Annotated in this window: 18 protein-coding genes; 5 read left to right on the top strand and 13 right to left on the bottom strand. The window is 70.6% G+C overall.

Annotated features, from left to right (window positions below; all coding sequences use genetic code 11):
- Nucleotides 1-27 precede the first annotated feature (27 nt).
- The 13 genes from ABT115_RS28150 to ABT115_RS28210 all read right to left on the bottom strand — a co-directional run bounded on the left by ABT115_RS28150 (nt 28) and on the right by ABT115_RS28210 (nt 13,971).
- Nucleotides 28-591: a phage tail protein I gene (locus ABT115_RS28150; protein ID WP_351795462.1), complete on the bottom strand. Its 564-nt coding sequence runs from the start codon at nt 589-591 to the stop codon at nt 28-30.
- Entirely contained in the window at nt 588-2,549 is a 1,962-nt protein-coding gene (locus tag ABT115_RS28155; protein ID WP_351795464.1) for a putative baseplate assembly protein, read from the bottom strand. The genes ABT115_RS28150 and ABT115_RS28155 overlap by 4 nt, the downstream gene beginning before the upstream one ends.
- The gene (locus ABT115_RS28160) at nt 2,549-2,971 is read right to left on the bottom strand and encodes a GPW/gp25 family protein (RefSeq protein ID WP_351795466.1); all 423 of its coding nucleotides are present in this window, start codon (nt 2,969-2,971) and stop codon (nt 2,549-2,551) included. The genes ABT115_RS28155 and ABT115_RS28160 overlap by 1 nt, the downstream gene beginning before the upstream one ends.
- On the bottom strand, nt 2,968-3,285 hold the full coding sequence (locus tag ABT115_RS28165; protein WP_351795469.1) for a PAAR domain-containing protein: 318 nt from the start codon (nt 3,283-3,285) through the stop codon (nt 2,968-2,970). Before ABT115_RS28165 ends, ABT115_RS28160 begins: the two co-directional genes overlap by 4 nt.
- A gap of 110 nt (nt 3,286-3,395) precedes the next feature.
- Complete coding sequence (locus tag ABT115_RS28170; RefSeq protein WP_351795472.1) at nt 3,396-5,162, bottom strand: VgrG-related protein; 1,767 nt, start codon at nt 5,160-5,162, stop codon at nt 3,396-3,398.
- Complete coding sequence (locus ABT115_RS28175; protein ID WP_351795475.1) at nt 5,159-5,881, bottom strand: CIS tube protein; 723 nt, start codon at nt 5,879-5,881, stop codon at nt 5,159-5,161. The genes ABT115_RS28170 and ABT115_RS28175 overlap by 4 nt, the downstream gene beginning before the upstream one ends.
- A 61-nt stretch (nt 5,882-5,942) precedes the next feature.
- Nucleotides 5,943-6,368 carry a phage tail protein gene (locus tag ABT115_RS28180; RefSeq protein WP_351795478.1) on the bottom strand — a complete coding sequence of 142 codons (426 nt, stop codon included), beginning with the start codon at nt 6,366-6,368 and terminating at the stop codon, nt 5,943-5,945.
- Between the two features lie 54 nt (nt 6,369-6,422).
- Nucleotides 6,423-7,121: a hypothetical protein gene (locus ABT115_RS28185; protein WP_351795481.1), complete on the bottom strand. Its 699-nt coding sequence runs from the start codon at nt 7,119-7,121 to the stop codon at nt 6,423-6,425.
- A 2,212-nt stretch (nt 7,122-9,333) separates the two neighbouring features.
- Complete coding sequence (locus ABT115_RS28190) at nt 9,334-9,492, bottom strand: DUF6760 family protein (protein WP_351795484.1); 159 nt, start codon at nt 9,490-9,492, stop codon at nt 9,334-9,336.
- Complete coding sequence (locus ABT115_RS28195; protein WP_351795487.1) at nt 9,489-9,983, bottom strand: hypothetical protein; 495 nt, start codon at nt 9,981-9,983, stop codon at nt 9,489-9,491. The genes ABT115_RS28190 and ABT115_RS28195 overlap by 4 nt, the downstream gene beginning before the upstream one ends.
- Nucleotides 9,980-10,420 carry a phage tail protein gene (locus tag ABT115_RS28200; RefSeq protein ID WP_351795490.1) on the bottom strand — a complete coding sequence of 147 codons (441 nt, stop codon included), beginning with the start codon at nt 10,418-10,420 and terminating at the stop codon, nt 9,980-9,982. The genes ABT115_RS28195 and ABT115_RS28200 overlap by 4 nt, the downstream gene beginning before the upstream one ends.
- Nucleotides 10,421-10,457: 37 nt before the next feature.
- The gene (locus ABT115_RS28205) at nt 10,458-11,987 is read right to left on the bottom strand and encodes a phage tail sheath family protein (protein WP_351795493.1); all 1,530 of its coding nucleotides are present in this window, start codon (nt 11,985-11,987) and stop codon (nt 10,458-10,460) included.
- A gap of 679 nt (nt 11,988-12,666) precedes the next feature.
- A complete protein-coding gene (locus ABT115_RS28210) occupies nt 12,667-13,971 on the bottom strand; it encodes a COG1470 family protein (RefSeq protein WP_351795514.1) in 1,305 nt (434 codons plus the stop codon).
- A 232-nt stretch (nt 13,972-14,203) separates the two neighbouring features.
- Here ABT115_RS28210 and ABT115_RS28215 point away from each other — a divergent pair, with 232 nt between their 5' ends.
- The 5 genes from ABT115_RS28215 to ABT115_RS28235 all read left to right on the top strand — a co-directional run bounded on the left by ABT115_RS28215 (nt 14,204) and on the right by ABT115_RS28235 (nt 22,636).
- A complete protein-coding gene (locus tag ABT115_RS28215) occupies nt 14,204-14,929 on the top strand; it encodes a helix-turn-helix transcriptional regulator (RefSeq protein ID WP_502969180.1) in 726 nt (241 codons plus the stop codon).
- Nucleotides 14,930-15,100: 171 nt separating this feature from the next.
- Entirely contained in the window at nt 15,101-16,357 is a 1,257-nt protein-coding gene (locus tag ABT115_RS28220) for a hypothetical protein (protein ID WP_351795499.1), read from the top strand.
- A 272-nt stretch (nt 16,358-16,629) separates the two neighbouring features.
- Entirely contained in the window at nt 16,630-19,803 is a 3,174-nt protein-coding gene (locus ABT115_RS28225; RefSeq protein WP_351795501.1) for a hypothetical protein, read from the top strand.
- The gene (locus ABT115_RS28230; protein WP_351795504.1) at nt 19,800-20,504 is read left to right on the top strand and encodes a Pvc16 family protein; all 705 of its coding nucleotides are present in this window, start codon (nt 19,800-19,802) and stop codon (nt 20,502-20,504) included. Before ABT115_RS28225 ends, ABT115_RS28230 begins: the two co-directional genes overlap by 4 nt.
- Nucleotides 20,501-22,636 (top strand): ATP-binding protein, encoded by a 2,136-nt coding sequence (locus ABT115_RS28235; protein ID WP_351795507.1) that lies wholly within the window; start codon nt 20,501-20,503, stop codon nt 22,634-22,636. Before ABT115_RS28230 ends, ABT115_RS28235 begins: the two co-directional genes overlap by 4 nt.
- Nucleotides 22,637-22,725: the final 89 nt, after the last annotated feature.

Here is a 22,725-nt window from a genome sequence, read left to right on the forward strand (position 1 = left end):
CCGCACGCCGGACACGAGCGCATCGCGTCAGCCTCCTGTCTCGTCTGGCGGGCCTGGCAGGATCTCCACCCGGCACGTGAGGTGTACGGGGCACGAGGCCGCGACGACGTCCAGGACCCGGCTCGCGTCCACCGGCCCCCCGCGCACTGCCCAGACCCGTACCAGCAGTTCTCCGGTGGGAGCCGGAGGCAGCTCGGTGCCCGGCTCGGACGACCACGCGACGCCGCCGCCGTCCTGGATGTCGGCATGCACGCCGAAGCAGAGCCGGAGATGTTCGCTCAGGCCGCGCCAGGTGCCGCGCCACCGGTGCAGCTCGATGGCGCGGGCGACGACGGCCCGCCGCAGCCCCTCGGGCCACGCCGGATCGACGTCGGCGCCCACCCAGGACGACAGCCAGGGCAGGAAGTCGGCCGGGGTCAGCGCAGGGTCGAAGTAGGCGGGGAGGTTGTCCAAGGTGGACAGGACGGGCGCCAGAACGGTGTCGAGGCCCGCGGTGAACCGCTGGGCCAGGTCGTCGTCCGCGTACAGCGCGGGCAGCAGCCCGCCGATCGGATAGCGGCTGGCGAGCCCCGGTACCACAGCCCTGGTCATGAGCCGTCACCGGCCCCGCTCGTGGTGACCACGACCTGGTGCTGGTGCGAGAAGACCAGGGCGCCCGGGGCGACGTCGATCCGCTCCACCGCCGCCCCGCGCCGGCCGGTGATCGGGTCCGCGGGAAACAGCCGTACCTCGTCCACCAGACCCACCCCCCGCACACCCTGGAGTACGGCGAAGACCTCGCCATACTGCACCGGCCTGCCGAACGGCCACCCTGTCCCCTCCACTCCGCCCCGCAGAGGGTCGATGTGGCGGAACAGCGCCGCGAGCGCCTCCGCGCGGACCCGGTCCACGTCACCACCGGCCGCCATTAGCCTGGCGACCACGGTGACGCCCTGGTACGCGGGCGGTTCCACCACCAGCCGGGTGCCGACCAGCCGCCGTTCGTCGAGCCGCGCCGCGACCGTCGAGAGCACGGAGTCCGGCGGGATCAACTGCTCGAACCTCAGTTGGCCACCCTCGTCGGCGACCGCGTCGGGCACCACCAGGACCCGTACCGCACCGCCTTCGCCCGGAACGGCGGGCAGGCACCGGACCCTGCGCAGGGAAGGCGCGGCCTCGCGGGCGATGACCTCGTAGTCCTCGGCCGTGACCGCCCGCTCCTGCACCCGGAGGATGTTGGGCGCCCGCACCTTCGCGTTCTCCACGGTCTCGCCGTCGACCCCGCCCCGGGCCGCCTCTCGGTTGTGCACGCTTGCCACGTACGGCACCGAGCTGCGCAGCACGCAGATGGCGCCCCGGGCGACGTTCCCGGCCGCCCCGCCGCCCGTCCGGTAGCGGGGAACCCGCAGTTGTGCGCCCTTCTCGGGCACCGCACCGTAGGCGCGCATCGTCCCGTCCGGCTCGCGTACCTCCGGCGGGAACGAGAACTCGCCAGAGACGGCGTCGATCCGCACATGCCGGTCGTCCGGAGAGGAGGCGCCGAAGTGCTCCACGGCGGTCCAGACCTGCCAGCCCTCCGCGGAGGACACCTGGACGACCGGCGGCTCCCCGTCCAACAAAAGCGGCGCCCTACTCACGGAGAACCTCTGCCCGGCGACGCCTTCGGATACGCCGAGCGGAACGTCGAGGACGGTCTTTGCGTGTTCGACGCCCGTGGTGCCGCCGACGGTGAACACCTCTGCCTCCCGGATCGTCGGCGACTCGGAGTAGAACGGCTGGCCCGGTTCCGGCGCGGTGACCCTGCAGCGCAGCCACCCCGCCCGGGTTCCCGCGGACACCGACGCCGTGTGCCCGGCGGGGACGAACACGATCACCTCGCCGGGCTTGTTCAGCCCGCCGGTGCTGTCGGTACCGGTCCGGCACGTGACCCAGTGGGCACCGTCCCAAGCCTCCCAGACCAGCGGCGGCTGCCGTGGGTCGACGCCCACGCCCTCCACGCGGCTGTCCAGGCGTACGGCGACGATGCACCGTGGGACGGCGGTGGGCAGTCCGAACAGCAGGGCGTCGCCCGGCTCCGGCCGGGGCTGGAAGCACGGGATGTCCTTGCCCGCGCCGAGCGGTGCCGTGCGGTCGGTCTGATCGCCCGACACCGGGGCGGTGACCAGCCGGACCAGCGAACTCGGCACGATCGGCAGGTCGTCGGAGGTCGAGAACACCACTGCCTCCTCGGCCTCGCCGCGCAAGGTGGCGACCTCCGTACCCGCCGGGAGCCGCACGGTCTCCGGCTGTGGCGCGGACAGCCAGAAGTCGACTTCCGCCCGTGCCACTGACGGCGGGAACAACGTGACGCCCAGCAGGTCCAGAAAGGCGGAGTAGTTCTTGTCCGGTACCCGGTTCAACCGGTACAGCAGCTGGTCCACCATGTATGCGAACGTCTCGATGAGCGTGACCCCGGGGTCCGACACGTTGTGGTCGGTCCACTCCGGAGCGCGCTGCTGGACGTACCGCTTGGCCTCGTCGACGAGCTGCTGGAAGCGCCGGTCGTCCAGGTTGGGTGAGGGCAGAGCCATCAGCGCACTCCCGCTTCTTCGGAGCCCTCGGAGGACGGGATGGTGTAGAAGGGGAACACGAGGTTGCGCAGGTCGTTCGTGGCCCGCACGGTGTAGTGCACGTCGATGTACAAGGTGCCCTCCTCGATGGCGTCGAACGCGATCACCACATCGGTCACCTCGATGCGCGGCTCCCAGCGCTCCAGCGACGTACGGACCTCGTGCGCGATGCGCCCGGCGGTGGCGCCGTCACCGGGTGCGAAGACGTAGTCATGAATGCCGCAGCCGAACTCCGGGCGCATCGGCCGCTCGCCCGGCGCCGTGCCGAGCACGAGCCCGATCGCCTCCTCGATCTCCTGGTCCCGCTCGACCATGCCGATGCCGCCCGTGGCGCCGACCCGCAACGGGAAGCCCCAGCCGCGTCCGATGAACCCGCCGCTCACACCGGGCCCCCGATCAGGACGTCCGGCGCGCCGCCGGTGATCAGCGCGCCGCAACTGGTGGTGTCCCGCATGCGGGCAGCGGGCAGCCCGCCGATCAGCACCTGACCGGTGACCGCGGCGGCGGGGTTGGGCAGGATGACGTTCGCGGGTCCGAGTGCGGCGTGCGGGGGGACCACACACACGTGCAGGCTGCCGACGACGGCCGCCGGTCTGCCGCCGATCAGCACGGTGGCCACGGCCGCGGCACCCGGTGGCGGGGTGCCGATGAGGCCGCCGTGGACGGTGGTGTCGCCCGTACGGGCTGCGGGGGGCATGGTCGCTGTTCTCCTTGTCGCGAAAGCTGCTTCTGCCGCTGTACGGATGGCATGGGGCCTTAGATCGACCGGCAAATGGGGGCGGTGTCGCGGCCATTTGCCGGTCGGTCTTAGTTGATACGGATGAGCTTGGCCTTGAGGACGGCGAGCAGTCCGCCGTCCACGGTGACCCCCGTCTTGCCGTTGACGGTCACCGTGCGTCCCTTCACGTTCACCTCACCCGAACCGGCGTCGAGCGTGATACCGGATGCGGAGAGGGTCACGGAGCTCAGCACACGGGTGCCGCCAGAGGCAGACACCTTCAGCGCGATCTCGCCCCGCCGCTCGTCCAGCGTGACTTCGAGCCGCTTGTTGCCACTGGCCAGCCGGACACCGGACGGTCCGCGCGGGGCGTCCAGCAGTTCGAGCCGGTTCCCGGAACGGGAGGCCAGCGAGCGACGGTTGACCTTGCCGCTGGTCGGGTCGACCAGCGGAACGTCGTGGGGCGACGGCTTGTCAACCCCGTTGTAGAGGCCGCCCAGCACGTAGGGACTGTCCAGCAGACCCTGCTCGAAACCGACCAGCACCTCGTCGTTGACCTCGGGACTGAACACTCCACCCCCGCCGTGGCCGCCCCACTGCACCGTACGGACCCAGTCGGTCACATAGGTGTCGTCGAGCCAGGGGAACTTCAGCCGGACCCAGCCCCGTTCGGCCTTGCCCTCACGGATGTCGGTGACCACGCCGATCGCGAGCCCCGGCATGCGCGGGCCGCGCGAGGGCGTGTTCGAGCCACTGGTCAGTCCCGCCAGCGAGCGGTCGGGCGCCGCGCTCACGATCACGGTCGTGCGGTACCCGCCGTTCGGTTCGAGGACGTGATGGGCGGCGGTCGCCGTGTAGCGCCCGGCGAACGCGGGCCCGACATTGCCGAGCGCCACCGGCTCGCCCGCCCGCAGCTGGGGGTTTCCCTCGGCGACCGCCTCGATCTCCCCGAACCCGGAGCTCACCGAAGCGGCCACCGAACCGGCCACGGCCCTTGCCTCGGCCTGGGTACGGTACGGGGTGTCGGTGACTGTCATCCGGGCGTTCGGGCCGAACGCCCCGGCCGCCAGCGACGGGCTCATCCCGGGGGACACCGTGTCGCTGCGGATGGACTGCTCGCGGGCGACCAGCCGGGTCTTGGTGTCGATGTTCCAGCCCCGTACCTCCACACTGTCCGCGCCGTCGGCACCGGTCAGCACGGCCCGCAGGGCCAGGAGGTTGCGCCCGTACTCCAGGACCATCGGATGCCGGGTGGCGGAGGTGGCCGGGGAGGGCGCCGACGCGGCGGGCTTCGGCTTCACGAACTGCAACAGGCCCTTGTCGTCCACCCGCACGTGCGCGCCGCTTTCGCCCGCGAGGTATTGGAGGAACTCCCAGTCGGAGACATTGGGCTGGGTCAGCTGCTGGTACGTGATGGGCGCCGCCTCGATCTTTCCACAGGCGAGTCCGGCGCCCGCGGCGACCTTGCGGACGATGTCCGCGGTCTTCATGTTGCGGTAGGCCACCACCTTCCGTCCGCGCTGGAGCCGGTGAGCCTTGGAGAAGGCGCGGACGACCGTGAACGAACCGGTGGTGTCGCTGTCCAGTTCGACCGCCGTGACCTCACCGGTGAACAACCGCTCACGCACCCGGTCCTGCACGGTGACCACGGAGATCTTCAGCGGTGTGCCGATGGTGAGACCGGTGGCGGTGAGCAGCTTGTGATCGGGGTCCCGGTACATCAGCACGGCGGTATCCGGCAGGCCGACGTTCTCGTCGACCACGCAACTCACCAGCTGGGCGGCCCAGGCCGGTGGCAGCTCGCCAGGGGCCTCGACGATCGGATCTGCGGCGAAGGAGCGGCCCGGGGCGGTCACCGGCGGACCTCCGGAGCGTGATCTTCCAGTCCGGGCACGACCAGCTCCCTGCCGGGAATCAACTGCATTGGGTCGTCAATGTCGTTGGCGTCCGCGATCGTGCGCCACGCGGTGGCATCGCCGTACTCCCGCCAGGCGAGCAGCGGCAGGCTGTCACCGACGACGACCCGGTGGGTACGACGTGCCTCCCGCGAACCCGACGAGGGGTTCTGGCCGGGCGGATCGACGCTCGCCTCCTCGATCGACAGGGAGCAGGTGGCGCGCAGCGGCTTCCCGTCGACGTCGAACAGCGTGTACGAAACGGAGAGGTTGGACAGCACGCCGTCGAACGAGGTCGTCTTCGACGTGCCCCAGTCGAAGCGCACCCAGGGGCTGGCGGGCGTCTTGCGGGCCAGGCTGCTCGGGGTGGGCACACACGCCATCATCAGCTGCTCCACCGCCTTCTCCACGGAGTTGTCATGGGTGGCCGTGGCGTCCAGGAAGACCTCCAGGGACAATGCCCGGGGCCCGCTGCCCACGAATTCGGGCAGTGCGGACTGCCCGGCCATCCGGGACGGCGTACGCCGCCACTCGGTGCTCTTGCTCAGTGACAGCTTCGCGGGGTTGAACTGCAACGTGAGCCGGGCGAGGATCCCGCCCGGTTTGGCGCCGACGGCCGCGGGCGGTTCCATGATGGTCAGCTGAGCGCGAGCACGGCTCGTACGGACAGCGGGTGACATTGCGTTCCTCCTTCCCGGTGTTCGCTATTACCTGTGATCCGCCAAAGGAATTGACTGTCCATCAGGATGGTTCCAGGCCCTCGTGCGCGATCTCCAGCGTCTCGGTCGCCGCCTGGGAGCTGGCAGGGTCGAAGGACGGTCCCTGCCAGCGCACCGGCACGATGCCGTGCACCTGCCAGCTGATGATGCGGCTGAGGTCCGGACGGAGCGCGACGATCTCGCCGTCCTTGCGCTCGACCCGCTGGATCGTCTCGTTCAGCCACCGCGCGATCTTGAGCGTGTCGGCGGTGACCGGGCGGGTCAGCGTGATGTTGGTCCAGGTGATCCGCCCCGGCAACTGCCAGGTGAAGCCGTTGTTGCCGCCCTCGGCGTACTGCTCCAACTCCACTTCGGCGCCCAGACCCGAGCAGGTGTGGAAGGCTCCCAGGTCACTGCCTCCGATCACGAGCTTGAAGAACACGCTCGTCGCGAAGATGTCGTCCGTCATGCGTTTCTCTTCTTCTCTGCTGTTTCCCAAGTGCCGTGCCGGGCGGGGCCGCCGTCAGCGGCGGCCGTCGTACAACCGTCCGGCACGCTCCCGCCCTCTACGCATATCCGCGCGGATCAGCCGGCTCACCGGCTCGAGCAGACGACGGGCCAGTTCCTCCATGTCCGCCCCGGTGATCCGGTTCGCGGCCGGTGCGTCGTCGTTGGCCGAGCCGGCTGCTCCGGATCTTCCCGACGGTTCGGCGGGCTTCACCGGGGCCGCCCTCACCGGAACGCCGGTGATTCCGGCGTCGGCCGCCGCGCGCTGAAGCGCGTGCGCCGCGGTTGCGGAGCTGCCGGCTCCGGCGGCCGGAGCGGGTGCGCGTTGCGGAACTCGTACCGAAAGGCTCGGTGGTCCGGTGAGTGGAGCGCCGTCTCCGGCCGCCGGTCCGGTGGGCGCGGGACCGGCGGATTCGGGCACCACCGGCATCGCCATCCGCTGTACGGGGACGGTGACCGCTTCCGGCCGGGCTGGTCCGGGCGGATGCGGGCGCACGACGGGAACCGCCGGCCGAGCGGCGGACGGGGTGGACGGCGCGGAGGGGGATGCGTACGAGGTGGACGGTACGGGTCGTGGTGCCGGGGACGGCGGTCCGGGGAGGCGGGGCACGGAGCGCTGCACGGTGCCGCCGGGCGCCGATTTCTCCGGCACAGGTTTCCAGCCGGTCGCACGGGTCCGGTACGGCGACGCGGTTTCGGCGGGGCGGGTGCGCACGTGAGGAGCTGTCTCCCGGGGTGCCGCGCCCGATGACGTCCGGGGCTCCCCGGGCCGCGAACTCCCGCGCCCCGACGACGGCAGATCGGACCCCGGCTGCTGTACATCACGACGCCAGGCGGCCGCCACGACCGGCCGGGCTGTGCTGCCTGCAGTCGCCGTCGGCACCGAAAAGCCCTCACCGGAGCCGGTACTCACCTTCAGGGCCCTGCCTGCGAGCAGGGCCCGCGACCGCTGGACAGTGGGCGACTGCCCGCTGGTACCGGTGGCAAGCCCGGATGCCCGTCCCTCCTCCCGCTGCGGGGCGATCCTCCGGACACGCACCGGCGCAGCGGGAGCAGAAGGGGACGGCGAAGGGGAAGGGGCGGCTACCGGCATGCTCGTACGCGTACGCATGGTGTCCACCGCGCGCTGGACAGCCGCAGGTTCCGGTGCGGACGCAGCGGGCTGGGCAGGCACGGGGGACGAGCGCACCGGCATCTCGGAAGGCGCGTTCAGGGACGTCGGCGTCAGTGTGGGCTCGGCCGGTGCGGGGGGCGGGGGCGCCGCAGGCTCCCCCGTCGACGTCATGCCCTGTCGCGGGCTCGCAGTTCCCGGCTGTGACCGACGGCGGTCACCGAGCAGCGGAGCGTCGTTCTGAAGCCTGGCTGTCGACGGAAGCGAGGGGAGGGGGGTGCCGATCCCGCCGCGGGTACGGGCCTGTGAGCCGGACCCGTCGGGCCGTGGTGACTGCGGGGCCTCAGGGGGGACCGAAGGCTTCGACGGCTCGTGCCCGCCGGGGTGTTGCGCCCGCTTCCGCCCGGATACCGGCGCCTGTCCCCAAGCCGGTGCCGACTGGAGCGGCAGGGGAAGCTGGGGCGGTTTCGGGGACTGGGCCTCCGCGGACGGCGGGGGAATCTGGGGCGGTTTCGGGGACTGGGCCTCCGCGGACGGCTGGGGAAGCTTGGACGGCTTCGGGAACCGGGCCTCCGCGGACGGCGGGGGAAGCTGGGACGGCTTCGGGGACCGGGCCTCCGCGGACGGCTGCTGACGCACCGACGGCTTGGTCGCCTCCGGCAAAGGTGTGGTCACCGCAGGGGTTCCCGCATCCGATGCCCGCCGTTGAAGCACAGGCATGCTTGCTTCCCGCTGCTCTGCCGGGCCGGACGGTCCGGCCCCGCCCCGTGCTGCCGGGCCGGACGGTACGGCCCCGGTGGGCAGTTCCCGCAGGGGTTTGCCCAGGGCTGGGCGCACCGTCGCGGTGGCGGAACGGTCGGTGGTGCGGTCCGGCGACGGTGTGGTGCCCGGTGGGGCGGGGGAATCCGCCTGGCCGGAGCCGCCCAGCCGACCGGGCGCGGTCTGCTGCACGGCGGTGGTGGTGGGGATCGGAGCGGTTGGTGCGGAGGCTGGGGCCGGCGGGATCCCGGCGATGTGCCGCAGGGTCATCGCCGGACGCTGGGCAATGATCAGGGGCGGGGTGGTCCGCCTCAGGCGTACGGCGGCGGGCCGGGCCCGCTGTAGCGAAGCAGGTGCTGGTCCGGTTTTCGCGGGATGCTGCTGCGTCGGCGCAGCGGCCGGGCTCGAAGCTCGTCCCGGACCCGCGGCTGAAGCCGTGCCCTTCGCCGGGACCGCCCTTGTCGTGGCTTCCGGAGCCGCTGCGCCGCCCCCGCGAGCCTGCCGGCCCGGTGCCCCGCGTCCGGCAGAGCCGGGCGGCATCGTGCCGCTCGACCGCCGGACGGCGGCAGAAACCGGCTTCCCGCCAGTTGCGCCCCTGCCGGTCGCGTTGCTCGCCGCGGCAGGTGTCCGGTCCGCCGCAGCCTCTGCTTCCCCGTCCGCACCGGTCCGGGCGGCACGCAGGAGGAGTGGCCCACCGGGTGACGCGGAACGCGCGCCGCCCGGACGGGCGACGCCATGGATGAGGCCCACCGGTGCGGACGGCAGTACGGCATGGCCGAGCTCGCCGCCGAACGCGAAGTTCTGCCACGAGGCGAGGCCGGATCTGAACCGCAGTCCGTCGCTCACCCCGATCGAGGACCGGGCGACGGTCACTGTCGGCGGCGCGACCTGCCGCCAGCCGCCGTCCCAGCCGCCGTCCTGCTGATCGGTCCGGCGCTCGCTCCGGTCCGTTTCCGGTACCGGACCGCGTCCGGTACCGGCTTCGGCCCCGCCCTGGGAGGGCGTGCCGGGCTGCTGCTGGTTCCCTCGGCGGAACCAGTCCCCGAACCCCACACGATCACCCGCCTTCGTTGACGCGGGTGTTGATCCGCGCTATCTCCCGTACCCACTGCTGACGCTCGCCGTGGGTGAGGTCGAGAATGTCCTCTCGCTGCCAATGGAAGTGGTAGGCGACGTACGCGACCTCCTCCCGCAATCGGGAAGGCGCGTACGTCACGATTCCCCCAGGCGCCCACCCGAGAGGTCCACCTCGAACGATCCGTGGCACAGTGGGCACGTCACCGCGGCGTGTGTGTGGCCCTCGCTGTTGATCCGGCGGTAGAAGTCCTGGAGGAACGCCACATCCGTGGCGTACATCCGCTCGACGACGCCGGCGTGCACATCGGTGACGGTGCCGAGCTGGGTGATTACCTGGCTCAGCAGCACCACGCTCAGGTACGCCGGGTTCTCCTTCACCCGCAGGTCGATCTGCGGGCGCAGCTCGTCCCGTGCCGTCGCGAGCCGCATCGAGCCGCGCCGGTGCACCTGGCCCTCGTCGTCGACGTAACCGCGCGGGAGCTCGAAATCGAACTCCGTACGCAGCTCCTGCCGGTCCCGATCCCGGGCCGGGGACGGCGCAGGAGCCTCCTCGTGTGTGGCGGGCGGGACGGACGCGAGGCCGTCAAGGACTTCGTCGAGCCCGCCCGACGTAACGGTCCTGCGCCTCATTCGACGACGATCTCCTCGAAGGTGATGGTGACCGTCTCGGTGGCGGCGCTGGACTCGCCGGCCTTCAGCGAGGGGCCCTCCCACTTGCTGGCCCACCCCTGCATCAGCTGGATGCGCCGGACAGTTTCGCCCTTCGAGTCCTTGATCTCGATGGTCAGGTTCTGGCGCGCGGTGTCGACGGCCCCGTTGTTGAGCGTCTCCTTGATCCAGTTGGTGAACTCGCTGCTCTTGTCGAGCCCGCGGGTGATCGTCACCTCGCCGGCCTGGCGTGCGCCGGGCTGCTTCCTGATGATCTGCTTGCCCTCGGCGGTCACTTGACGGACCTCGACGACTTCCTCCTCGACGGTCAGACCGCTGATCTCTTGGATCGACTCGACGAGATAGCCGCCGAGCTGCACGCCGAAGACGTGGGTGGAAAGAGCGTCGCCCTCTGCCATGACTTTGTGTCACCTGTTCCGTTCGTGGACTGCTGGGTCACTCGTTGACGAGGCTGGTGCTGTCGGAGAACTGCGCGAGGCGGAAGACCACGAACTCTGCGGGCTTCACCGGGGCCACGCCGATCTCGCACACGACCTGGCCGAGATCGATCGACTCCTGTGGATTGTTGTCACGGTCGCACTTGACGTAGAACGCCTCCTCGGCCGTGCGGCCGAAGAGAGCGCCCCGGCGCCATTCCTCGGTGAGGAAAGCGGTGACGTTGCGCCGGATGCTCGACCACAGGCGGTCGTCGTTCGGCTCGAAAACCACCCACTGGGTGCCCAGGAGGATCGACTCCTCCAGGTAGTTGAAGAGGCGGCGTACGTTGAGGTAGCGCCAGGCCGGGTCGGACGAGAGCGTGCGCGCGCCCCAGATCCGGATGCCGCGCCCGGGGAACGCACGCACGCAGTTGACGCCGATCGGGTTGAGGAGGTCCTGCTCGCCCTTGCTGAGCCGGAGCTCCAGGTCCAGCGCACCGCGGATGACCTCATTGGCGGGGGCCTTGTGCACACCGCGCTCACCGTCGCTGCGCGCCCAGACGCCGGCGACGTGACCGCTGGGCGGCACCAGGGAGTTGTGGCCGGTCGCCGGGTCGAAGACCTTGAGCCACGGGTAGTACACGGTCGCGTAGCGCGAGTCGAATCCGGCGTCGTCGTTGCGCCAGGTACGGACTCGCTGGGCGTTCATGCCCGGCGGAGTGTCCAGGACGGCGACCCGGTCGCCCATCTGCTCGCAGTGCGAAATCACCGCCATTTGCACGGTTCTGACGCCCTCGGCGTCGATGTCCCCGCGCTGGTAGGCACTCATCAGGTCCGGAACGGCCACCATAGTGATCTCGTCGATCGCTTCGAGGCCCGCGAACCCCGTGCGGGCCGTGGCGTCGCCGACGTACTCGGCCGGGTCGATCCGTGCGACGCCGGCCCCCGGGGCGGCAGCGGCGGGCGTGAGGGAGAGGCTCTGCTTCTCAGGACGGCTCTGGGCTGCGCCAGGCTGCTCGGTGACCTCGATGAGCTTGGATTGGCGGGCCTGGGTGACCAGATAGCCCTTGACGTTCTTACGGGCGGAGACGTCATAGGTCTCCACCACCTTGCCGGCCTGTCGCACCAGCAGCCGGAACCGGTCCTCCGGAGGGTTCTCGCCCTCGGCGTCGGCGACCTCCACGGAGAGGTCTCCACTCGTACCGGGCCGTGCGGAGACCAGGAACCCTCCGATGGCGACGGACGGGTCCGCTTCGGGCGCGGAGCCCGGCGGAGAGTCCTGTGCGGGACCGCCGATGCGCACGATGTAGGCCGCGCCGCCGCCGTTGGCGAAGTAGCCGTGGACCGCGAGCGTCAGATACGTGTCGCGGGTGAAGGTGCCGAAGGTCTGGACGTACTGGTCCCAGCTCGTCACCAGCGTCGGCCGGTGGAAGGGGCCGGTCTCCGCGAATCCGACGAAGGCTGCGACCGCGGTGCCGACTCCCTCGATGGGCCGTGCTCCGGACTGCACCTCCTCCACGTATACACCGGGGGTGAGGTACGACGGCATGCTCGCTCCTTCGGATGGTCAGTCGTTCGCCCGCTCAGTCTTGCCCGGCGGCCTCGGCGGACAGTAGGCCTCAAAGTCCTGGGCACGGGGCAGGGACGCTGCCTTTCCAGGCACCCGGATGCCAGGAAATGCTTCCCCGCGCGGACGGTTCGCGGCGACGGGCGCACTCCGTCCCGGCGTGTTCCCGGTCCGGTCGCGCGGCGGCGAGGCTCCACGGAGGGCGCCCACAGGTGCTTCGATGAGGGATTCGACAGAAATGAGAATCTCCGGATTCGGCGAACGGCGGCATGCACGGTCCCCCGGTCCCTGGGTTCCCGAGAATGCTCGTGAATGCCCGCGACAGCCGGACGATGAATATCAGCCAGAATCGCTGCCGTTCGGCAGCCATCCAGGCCGGGTTTCTCCGGCTAAGGGCTGTCGGGACAGCCCTTAGCCTCGCCGGCCCTCCCCACATTCCGCACCGAAGACGGCAGGCAGGCTCCGGACGGCTCGGTTCACGTTCGCACGAGTGGTGATTCCCCACCCCGTTGCCGACGTGACGGAGATTATCGAAGTCTGGACTTTCGGGATGCGCAGGGGTGAAGATCCATCTGAAGTCGACGAGCAGGGTTTCTCCTGTTCGGGACTTCAGCTGTTCACATACCTGGCACGGAAAGGCGGAAGGCCGGCGCTATTGCTGCTACGGCGCGAGGTCGCTCAGCACGCCGCTGACATTGAGTACCTGGTGGCATTGGGAAGCCTGAGTTCCGGTCGCCGGAGTGCCCGGTTTGGAACAGGTCACGGAAGCGGTGACAGTGGCGTTCTCCGGAATCTGGATGGGGGTGACCCAGTGATAGTCCTGGTTGCGAAAGGTCTCCAGAGCGATGGTGGTGATCTTCCGCTCCCCGAAGGAGATGGTCAGCACTCCTTCGTCACCCTGGAAGTTCGCCACCACAATGTCCGTGACGCCGAATGCCTTCCCCTCCGGAACGCGGTACGTCCCCTCCTTCTCGGCCCCGGCCGCCGTCTGCACATCGATCGTCGCCGAGCTCTGCTGTGCGCTCCCGGTACCTGCGCCCGTCGTGGAGCCGCCCGTACCGGAGCCGCCGGACCCGGACGACTCGCCCGGACGGCTCCCCTGTCCCTGGCCCTGATCCTGCCCCTGACCACCGGCCGGGCCACCCGAGCCGCCGGCCGTCGTCGCGCCCTGCTGCTCGCCATCGGCCGTCTCCTGCTGAGCGGCCTCGGTCGCCGCCTGCTTCGCGGTGCTGCGCACCGCGGGCCGGACCAGCGCGAACCACGCGATCAGCAGCGCGAGCAGCGCGGCCAGGACGACCAGCAACCATTTGGGCAGTATTGGCAGTTGTGCGAACTCACCAGGCAGCGCCCCGGGTCGGTCCGGCCGCTCGCCGCCGGTGTCCCGTTCGGTGGTCTGCGCGGGCTCGACCTCGAACGGCCAGGCTGCCGGCTCGCCGAACCAGATCAGCTTCCGGGCCTGTACCCGCAGGCGCACCTCGGCAGACTCGCCCGGTTCCAGGCGGCGGCGATCCGGCGCGAAGGCCAGGCGAAGTTCCTCCCCGGCCTGCTTTCCGGTCAGGGCGACGTCTACCGGGGCGTTTCCCCGGTTCTGCACCGAGGTCCCGAACCGGGCACCCAGCCAGCCGCGGCGGCGGCGCGGGTCCAGCTCCGCCCAAAGCTCGTGAAAGGGCTCGACGACCACCGTGGCCTCGGGGACCGCCACCGACTCGGGGCGCTCCGTGGGCAGAACGCGGACACCCAGAGGTATCTCGCCGGCCCGGACCTCGTGGGACCGGGGCGGCGCGAGCCGCACGGTCACCACCTCGGAGGTGCCCGGGTAGAGGGAGACGCGCGCCGGCTCCACGGTGCTCCACGCGGCGCAGTCGCCGACCACTTCGAGCGTGTAGGCCTCGACGATGTCGCCGTCGTTGCGCACCGTCAGGGTCGTCGTCGCTTCAGCGCCGGGCGACACCGTCACCGTGGACATTTCGAGTTCGGCAGATGTGGTCACGATGCGACGCTAAGCCGCGCCTGCGGTTGTGCAGCAGAGGCGGGAGGGCAACGAGCGGGCAGGGCTGGTGCCCCGACAGCACAACGGCACAGTGTCCCCGCACCCCTTCCCCGAGCCCGGTCCCCCTGCCTGATGCGGGTGTGAACGAGATCAGCAACAGGCATATCGGTTACTGACGGAAGCACCTGAGAAAGACGGGCACGGAACGATGACGACGACAGACATGACGAACAGAGCAGCGGAGCACGGCCAGAACGGCAGTACCGCCGCATCGGAGCACCCCGCCGCGGGCAGCGTCAAGAAGACCCCAGGGGGCAGGATCTCCGTAGCGGTGTACGCGGAGGACCTGATCCTGCAGACCGGCATAGTCCACCAGTTGCGTCTGCGGCCCGAGATAGAACTGGCAGCGGAGTCGGAGGCCGACCGGGCCCAAGTCTCGTTAGTGGTGGTGGACATGGTGAACGAGCCCGCCGTCCAGCTGCTGCACCGTCTCCAACGCAACACCTCGACCCGCACCGGACTCGTCGTCGGATTCTTCGAATCGGGCGCGCTCCAGACCCTGATCGAGTGCGGCGTCGCCGCCGTGCTGAGGCGCGGGGAGGCGGACCAGGACCGTCTCGTCCATCTGGTGCAGGCGATAGCGAACGGTGAAGGTGTGCTGCCGGGCGACCTGCTCGGAAAGCTTCTCGACCATGTCAGCAGCCTCCACCGCACGGTACTCGACCCCCGGGGGCTTTCGCTCTCCACCCTCACGGCGAGGGAGGCGGAGATGATCAAGCTGGTGTCGGAGGGCTTCGGCACCGCGGAGATCGCACAGAAGACCTCCTACTCCGAACGCACCGTCAAGAACGTGCTGCACGAGATGGCGACACGGCTCGAGCTGCGCAATCGTGCCCACGCCGTCGGTTACGCCATGCGCCACGGACTCATCTGATTCCTGGCGTGTGCTCCCGCGCGGACAACGTGCGACGTCGCGCGCGGGAGCATACGGACGTCCCGTACGGACCCTGCTACGCCGCCGTAAGTACCCGCGGGGCAACGGTGTTGCCCCTACCGTGCCCTTCCGTCCCTGGGTCCGGCGCCTGCGCCCACCTAGCGTGGCTCCATGCGTACCCATGAGAGCCCCGGGCGGACGCACGGCACGCCGCCCGCGTCCCCTGTACGAAGCAGCCGCGGCCCTCGTAGCCTCGCGGGACTGCAGAGCACCATGGGCAACGCTGCCGTGTCGCAGTTGATCACGGTGTCCCGGATGATGACCGAGGGCGAGTTCAAGGAGAGCACAGCGGCCCCCGGGCTCCGCGGCCGCTCCGGGATCACCATGGTGGACAAGGCACTCAAGGCGTTCTACACCCTGCCGGACACCGATCAGCGCGCCAAGCTGTTCGCCCTCAAGGACATCGTGCAGGCGTGTGGCGACTACACCGCCCACAAGCCGGGAGGATCACGTGTCGGGGGCACCGAGCAACTCGGCCGGCAGGCCGAGGAGGCACAGAAACAGCTGGACCTCGAGTCGGTCTTCCAAGGGCTGCTGACCGAGATCGACCGCATGAGGAACCCGGACGAGGACCAGCAGGCGCTGGGCAGTAAGGCCCAGGCCACGGCCCAGACCATCCCCGCGGACCGGTTCCAGAACATGATGGGCGGGTTCGTCCAGAAGCTGGGGGCGCTCCGCGTGGAGCAGGCGCTGCCCGAGGAGACGCGCGCCGTCATCGGGGAACTGATGGACGTGGTGCACCTGGTGACCGTGATGCAGTACCCGCGGGGCGGCATGCCTGGCATGAAGCTCAACCCGGCCGCCGAAGGCGGCCCGTCGTTCACGTTCAACGTCGACACCCAGGCCTTGGGCGGCACCTCCTTCCTGCTGGGGCACATCGCCCACGAGCTGACCCATGTCGCGGCCCATCAGGCGTTCGGCAGCAGCCCGGTGATGGAACTGGTGCAGTCCGGGACGAGCGACGAGGAGGTCGCGGCGCTGGCGGCCGAGCGCAAGCGGGCGCTCGAGGATCTGAAGAACGAGTTGGCCGGAAACCCCGAGTTCAACGGATTCCAGCAACGGATGCTGAAGGAGAAGCTGGTCTACGGCGCTCAGCCGCACAAGCTGGAGATGTACGCGAACTCCTTCGAGAAGGCGGGCAAGATCACCGCCGCGCAGAAGGAGCGCCTGGTCGGCTGGGGCAAGGCGGCCGGGGACGCGTCGGGCACGCTGGTCGAGTACGACACCGTGCTCAACCAGATGCTGATCTATCTCCACATGTGGCGGACCAGCCAGGACAACCCCTTCTACGTGAAGCTGCGGGCGGTGGCCAGGGCGGCGTACGACCGTCGGCGCAGCGCCCTCCTGCCGGCGGAGCAGGCGTCGTAGAATCCTTCGCGGGTCACGATTCCAGTTGTCCGGTGGTCCGATCATCCGTGCGGCCGGGGTCGCACGTCGGCCTCAGTCCAGGCCGTGCCGGCAGGTCGTGGCCGGCCCGAAGCCGAATTCCCGCGGCAGGAGCCCCAGGAAGGGCCGGGGAGAACCGCCGCAAAGGGCACCCGTCCCTTCCCCCGCTCCGGGTACTCCGGGCCCTGTCCTTGTTCCCGCGCGAGCGCGATGCTTGAGGTGGAGAGTCGTCGACCAGACTGTGAGGTGGGCCCGTGAGCGGCACTGCTGGCCCGGCGAGGCATACCAGGCTGCGCCGACTGACGGGCGTCGTGGTGCTGTTGACGCCGCTGCTGGTGGCGGGTTCCGTGTCCGCCCCGCAGGGTGCGCCGAGACCCGCCGCGGCGGCGGACGACGTCCCGGTCGATGCCGGACGCATCGCCTTCGCCGGTACCGAACACCGCAGCCTCGGCCGGGTCTTCGACCCGGAGACCAGCACCCCGCTGTTCGGTCCTGGACCGGCCCACTACGACCAGGATCCCTCCGCACGCGGCGAGTCGCTGGTCTTCACCAGCCTTCGCGACACCGTGCGACCTCAGGTGTATGTGCGCGGCGCGGACGAAACGGTGCGCAGGCTCACCACCGGCCGGGACGCCGCACACCCCGAACTCTCCCCGGACGGACGGAGCGTGGTGTTCGACTCGGCGGAGCCGGGACCGGGGGACACGGTTCAGCGCGACCTGTGGTCGGTCGGCGTCGACGGCACCGGTCTGCGGCGGCTGACGAACACAGCCACCGACGAGACCTCCCCGACGTTCTCCCCGGACGGCACCCGGATCGCGTACTCCGGTGACGGTGATCCCGTGCGAGGTCGGCAGATATACGAACGAGCCTTGTCCGGTGGCTCGGTGACCCGGATCAGTGACGGCCCGCCCGGCAAAGCGACCGAGCCGGTGTGGAACCCGGTGGACGACGACTCCCACCGCGCTCTCGTCGCGTACACCCTCGAGACCGACGAGGAAACCGGACCCCGGCTCCGGGTCACCGAGGGTGTCGGAACCGACCGCCCCCTGCTGGCCGGTGGCCACGCCGACTGGTCCACCCGCTCGGCCGCCTGGCTCCCGGACGGGAACGACCTGATCTTCCTCAGCCCCGACACGACCTGCGGATGCAACGATTTCGACCATGTCTACCGGGCGACCGCCTTCGCCGAGACCGAGCCGCGGACGGTGCTCACGGAGGACCGCGCGGTCGCGTCGCCCACCTGGCTTGGATCCGCGGGCTCAGGGACCGCGGTCGTCGCGCGGACGAGTGCCTCGGCGGCGAACGTCGTGACGCTCCAGGACGTCAGACAGGACGGCTCGGACCCGCGGGACCTGGGACTCACCCTTCTGCGCGAGGACCCGGCGGCCGGGACGAACACCGACCCCGCCGTCGATCCGCTGTTCAACCCGGCGGCGGGCTACGACCCGTGGACCGAGCGGCAGAACTACACCCCGGACGGCAGGCGTATCGCCGTGACCCGTTTCGAGGATTCGGATGCCGGTCGCATCGAACGGATCTGGCTGGCCGACGCCGACGGTTCTCACGCGGCACCGATGCCGCTCGCCGGACGCGGTCCCCTCGACTGGGACACCGACCCCACCTTCTCCCCCGACGGCTCCAAGCTGGCGTTCACCAGGACCTCGCCCGGCGGGGTCGGCGAGGCGGCAGGGCCGAGCAGCATTCTCATCGCTGATGCCGGCACGGGCGCGATCACCGGCGAGATCGTGCCGCCGGACGGGGAGTTGGTGGGCGGCGACGCACAGCCGACCTGGTCGTCGGACGGAACCACCCTCGCATTCACCCGCAACCATGTGATCCGGGGCCTCGGCGGTATCAAGCACGTCTGGACCGTGCCGGTAGAGGCGCTCGACCAGCAGCGGGACCTCAGCGTCACCATCTGCCCCGGTGAGTGCAAGGTGATCGACGACAGCCCCGCGTTCTCCCCCGACGGCGGCAGGCTCGCCTTCAATCGCAAGGACGGCGGCGGCCGGGTCAACGAGCGCGCCGGAATTCTCGTGACCTCGCTGACCGGTGGCGAGTGCCGGGTCGTACTTCCGTCCGTCCAGCAGGACAACCCCGACGCGTGCCGCCAAGTCATTCCCGATACCTCGCAGACCGGTCCCTTCCAGCCCCGCGACGTGGCCTGGTCACCGGACGCCGGACGGCTGGTGCTGAGCTCGCGCAGGGCCCTCGCGCCGAACTCCCCGGAGCAACTGTCCGTACTCGACCTCGCCACCGGGAGGCGGACACCGTTCGACAACGGCCTCACCGGCCGGCAGAAGGAGCCCGCCTTCCAGCAGTCGGTCGACCTGTCGGTGGCAGCACCGCCCACCGGGCCCGCGGTGGAGGCCGGTTCCTCCGTATCGGTGACGGTCACCGTCACCAACCGGGGCCCCGCGCCATCGCCCGGCACCACGTTCACCGTCGACACCCCGCCCGGCGTGCGCCTGGATGAGCTCACTACCCCGGCCGGGACCTGCGCCACCGGGTCGCCGCAATGCGACCTGGGCGTGCTCCGGCCCGGAACCAGCGTGGATGTCACCGCTCGGCTGACAGGCGTGACGACGGGGGACCAGCAGATCGGCTGGTCGGTCACCGGAGCCGTAATCGACCCGAACCCCACGGACAACGCCGCCGGCACGATCGTTCCGGTCCAGGACATGCCGCCGACGCCTACCCCCTCCCCCACGCCCACCCCGCCTCCTTCGACCTCGGCGCCCACGCCGCCCCGGCCTCCTGTCCCCCTGCCGCCCGAACCCGAGGCCGGGCCCGGCGTTGTGGTGCGGACGCAGCCCAGCCCCGGCTACGTCGGCGGCCGGGTGGTGGTGACATACACCGTGCGCAACGGCCGCAACGCGCTCGCCACCGGCCTGCGGCTGAGGCTCGGACTGCCCGCACGGATCCCGGCGGGCCCGCTTCCGGCGGGCTGCGCCGCCAGAGTGTGCACGCTGCCGGACCTGGCGCCGGGGGCCAGTGCGGTCGTCCGCGTCGTGCTCTCGCCGGACCGGGCGCTGAGGACGACCATCACCGGAACACTGACCACAACCGGTACCGACGCCGACACCGGCGACAACGTCTCCAGGATCCCGCTGCGTATCCTCCAGCCGCGTATCGTCGCGGTGCCCGCCGTCGGCAAACCGGGGTTCGTCACCTCCGTGCGGGGCAAGGACTTCCCGCCCGGAGCACCGGTGAAGCTCACCTGGAAGCCCGGGATCACGGCAACCGCACCGCCCGCCATCCCGCGCGGGGACCGTACGTTCATCGCGCAGCTGCTGGTTCTGGTGAAGGACCGGACAGGGCCACGCACCATCACCGCCGAGGGACCGGGGTTCAGCCCGGTCACGACACGCTTCCTGGTGGTCAGTGGCACCATCGTCCCGCCGGACGAGGTGGGGCGCAGGTGATCCACGAAGTCGACGAGGGGATTCGCTTGTTACTGGTCGACGCCGGCATCCAGGAGAGTGGTGTCGACCTGGTCTTCGACGCACCGACGAAGGAGTGGTCCGCGCGCCGCAACGCCCCCACGGTCAGTGTCTTCCTCCACGGCATTCGTGAGGATGTGGCCCGCCGCCGTACCGGCACGGCTGAGGAGTACGACGACCGAGGAGTGGTCACCGGCCGGCGGACCCCACCCCGCTGGTTCGAGCTGACCTATCTGGTGAGCGCCTGGACCAATCGTCCGCAGGACGAACACCGCTTGCTCTCCGAGGTGTTGCGCTGCCTCGTACGCTGGGACGTGCTGCCCGCCCGGATGCACACAGGCAGCCTCGCCGAACTCGGGCTGACCGTGGAGATCGAGGCGGCGTGCCTGGGGACCGACCGGCCGTCCACCGTGGACGTGTGGTCCGCGCTCGGCGGTGAGCTCAAGGCCGCGATCGACCTGCGTGTGTGGGCACCGCTGGCCGGCGAACGGACTTCCGCCGGCCCGCCGGTCACCGAAGGGCTGGTGGTGCAGGCCGCACCCGCACGGGACGGCGACGGGACGGGGCCGGGGCGCCGGCTGCGCTACGGCGGGGCGGCGGACCCCGGCGGTCAGGGCTTCGCCCCGGAACGTGAACAGCAGTTGCCGCCCGGACGGCGCAGGCGCGGGAGTGCGGCTCGATGACCACAGCACAAGAAAGTCCCGCCGTTCATGAACGGCCCGGCACACCGGCGGCGGCCGTCGAGAACCTCTGGGAGCGGTTGAGACACGTCGAGGAGCGGGTCAGGCGCGCCGTGGCGGCCCGGCGGGCCGCCGACCCGGAACCGGACGATCCGTACCGGGGGCAGTACCTCACCCCGGAGGCGGTCGAGCGGGTCCTGGAGTCCCGTGACGCGTTCGCCCCCGTACCGGCCCATGGTTCCGGCCCTGTGCCGGACTCCCCGCCCGGGAGCCGGATCGGGCAGCTCGCCGAGAACTTCGGTCTGGCACCGCTGGACGTCGAACTTCTGCTGGTCGCGATGGCACCGGACATCGACCTCCGATTCGAGCGGCTCTACGGCTACCTCAACGACGACCTCGGCCGGCGAAGGCCAACCATCGGCCTGGCACTTGAACTCTGCGGGTTGCCCGCTGCGGGCTCCGGCCGCTTCCGGTTCTCTCCGTCCGCCCCGCTGGTCGCGGGCGGTCTGCTGGAGGTTCTGGAGGCCGACCGTCCGCTGCTTTCGCGGGTGCTGCGCGTACCCGACCGGATCACCGCGTACCTGCTCGGCGACGACGAGCCCGACGGGAGGCTGCGCGGCCTCGTCCGGGTGGCCGGGCCCGGGGCGGAGCCGGACACGGGCCCGCAGGCCCTGCGGGTAGCAGCGGCACTGGCCACGGGCAACGGCTTGGTGCATCTGCTCGACCGGGGAGGCGACCCCGGCGGACTTGCGGTCGAGGCGCTTCTCGCCGCTGGGCGCCGTCCATTGGTGGTCGACGTCGCGGCACTCGCCACCGCCCCCGAGCCGGTGGAGCTCGCGCGGACCCTGGCGACCGAGGCCCGGCTGAGTGGCGGCGGTCTCGTCCTCGGACCACTCGAAGCACTCACCCCCGAGCGGCCCGAGGGAGCCCGGCTGCTCAGTGGCCTTTGCGAGGCGGTCAGCGGTGCGCCCCTGATCGTGTACGGAAAGAAGAACTGGGATCCCCTGTGGTCCGGGGAGAGCCCGGTTCCGGTCCGCGTCCTGCCCCTCGGTCCCGCAGGCGTGGCGCGGCAGTGGCGTCGGGCGCTCGCCGAGGCCGACGCCGCTGTCGGGTCGCACGCCGGGAACGTGACAGCCGACGAGCGCCTCATGGAGGCCGCGGTCTCCTACCGGCTCGACTCCGAGCAGGTACGCAAGGCCGCCACCGTCGCCTCCCGGCTGGCTGTTCTGGAGGAGCGTCCAGTCGACGCCCAGGACCTGCGTACGGCGGTCCGGGCACAAAACGGCGCGGGGCTCGAACGGCTCGCCCGTCGCATCGAGCCCGCGGTCGGCTGGGACGACCTCGTGCTGCCTTCCGCAACCCGTCGCCAGTTGTCCGAACTGGCCCTGCGCGCATGCCACCGCGAGCAGGTGCTCGGGCAGTGGCGGATGCGGCCGGGTGGCGGCCGGGGGCGGGGGGTCATCGCATTGTTCGCCGGTGAGTCCGGCACGGGCAAGACCATGTCCGCCGAGGTGGTGGCTTCGGAGCTCGGCATGGAGCTCTACGTCGTGGATCTGTCCACCGTGGTGGACAAGTACATCGGTGAGACCGAGAAGAATCTCGAAAGGATCTTCGTCGAGGCGTCCGACGTCAACGGCATCCTGCTGTTCGACGAGGCGGACGCCATCTTCGGGAAGCGCTCACAGGTCAAGGACGCGCACGACCGCCATGCCAACGTGGAATCGGCCTACCTGCTGCAGCGGATGGAGTCCTTCGACGGGATCGCGGTGCTCACCACCAATCTGCGGGCCAATCTCGACGAGGCTTTCACCCGCCGCCTCGATGTGATCGCGGAGTTCCCCATGCCGGACGGCCGGCAGCGACTGGCCCTGTGGGACCGCTGCCTCGGGGCGGCGATCCCACGCGACGCGGAACTCGACCTGGAATTCTGCGCGGGACGCTTCGAGCTGGCGGGAGGGTCGATCCGCGCCTGCGCGGTGACCGCCGCCTACCAAGCGGCGAAATCGGGGAGACCGCTCGGTATGGAGCAGATCGTCTCGGCCGTACTCCAGGAGTACCGCAAACTCGGCCGGCTGGTCCTGGAAAGCGAGTTCGGCCCTTGGCTGGACCGTGCGCAGAAACTCGGCGAAGTCTAGGGCGTGTTTCGAAAGTCCCGCCTGCCCCGCGACGCCTGGCACGCACGCTCGCCGCGTTGTCGGGATCGTCCTCGTACGCCCAGTACGAG

It is taken from the genome of Streptomyces sp. NPDC001832 (assembly GCF_040297265.1).
GTDB lineage: Bacteria > Actinomycetota > Actinomycetes > Streptomycetales > Streptomycetaceae > Streptomyces.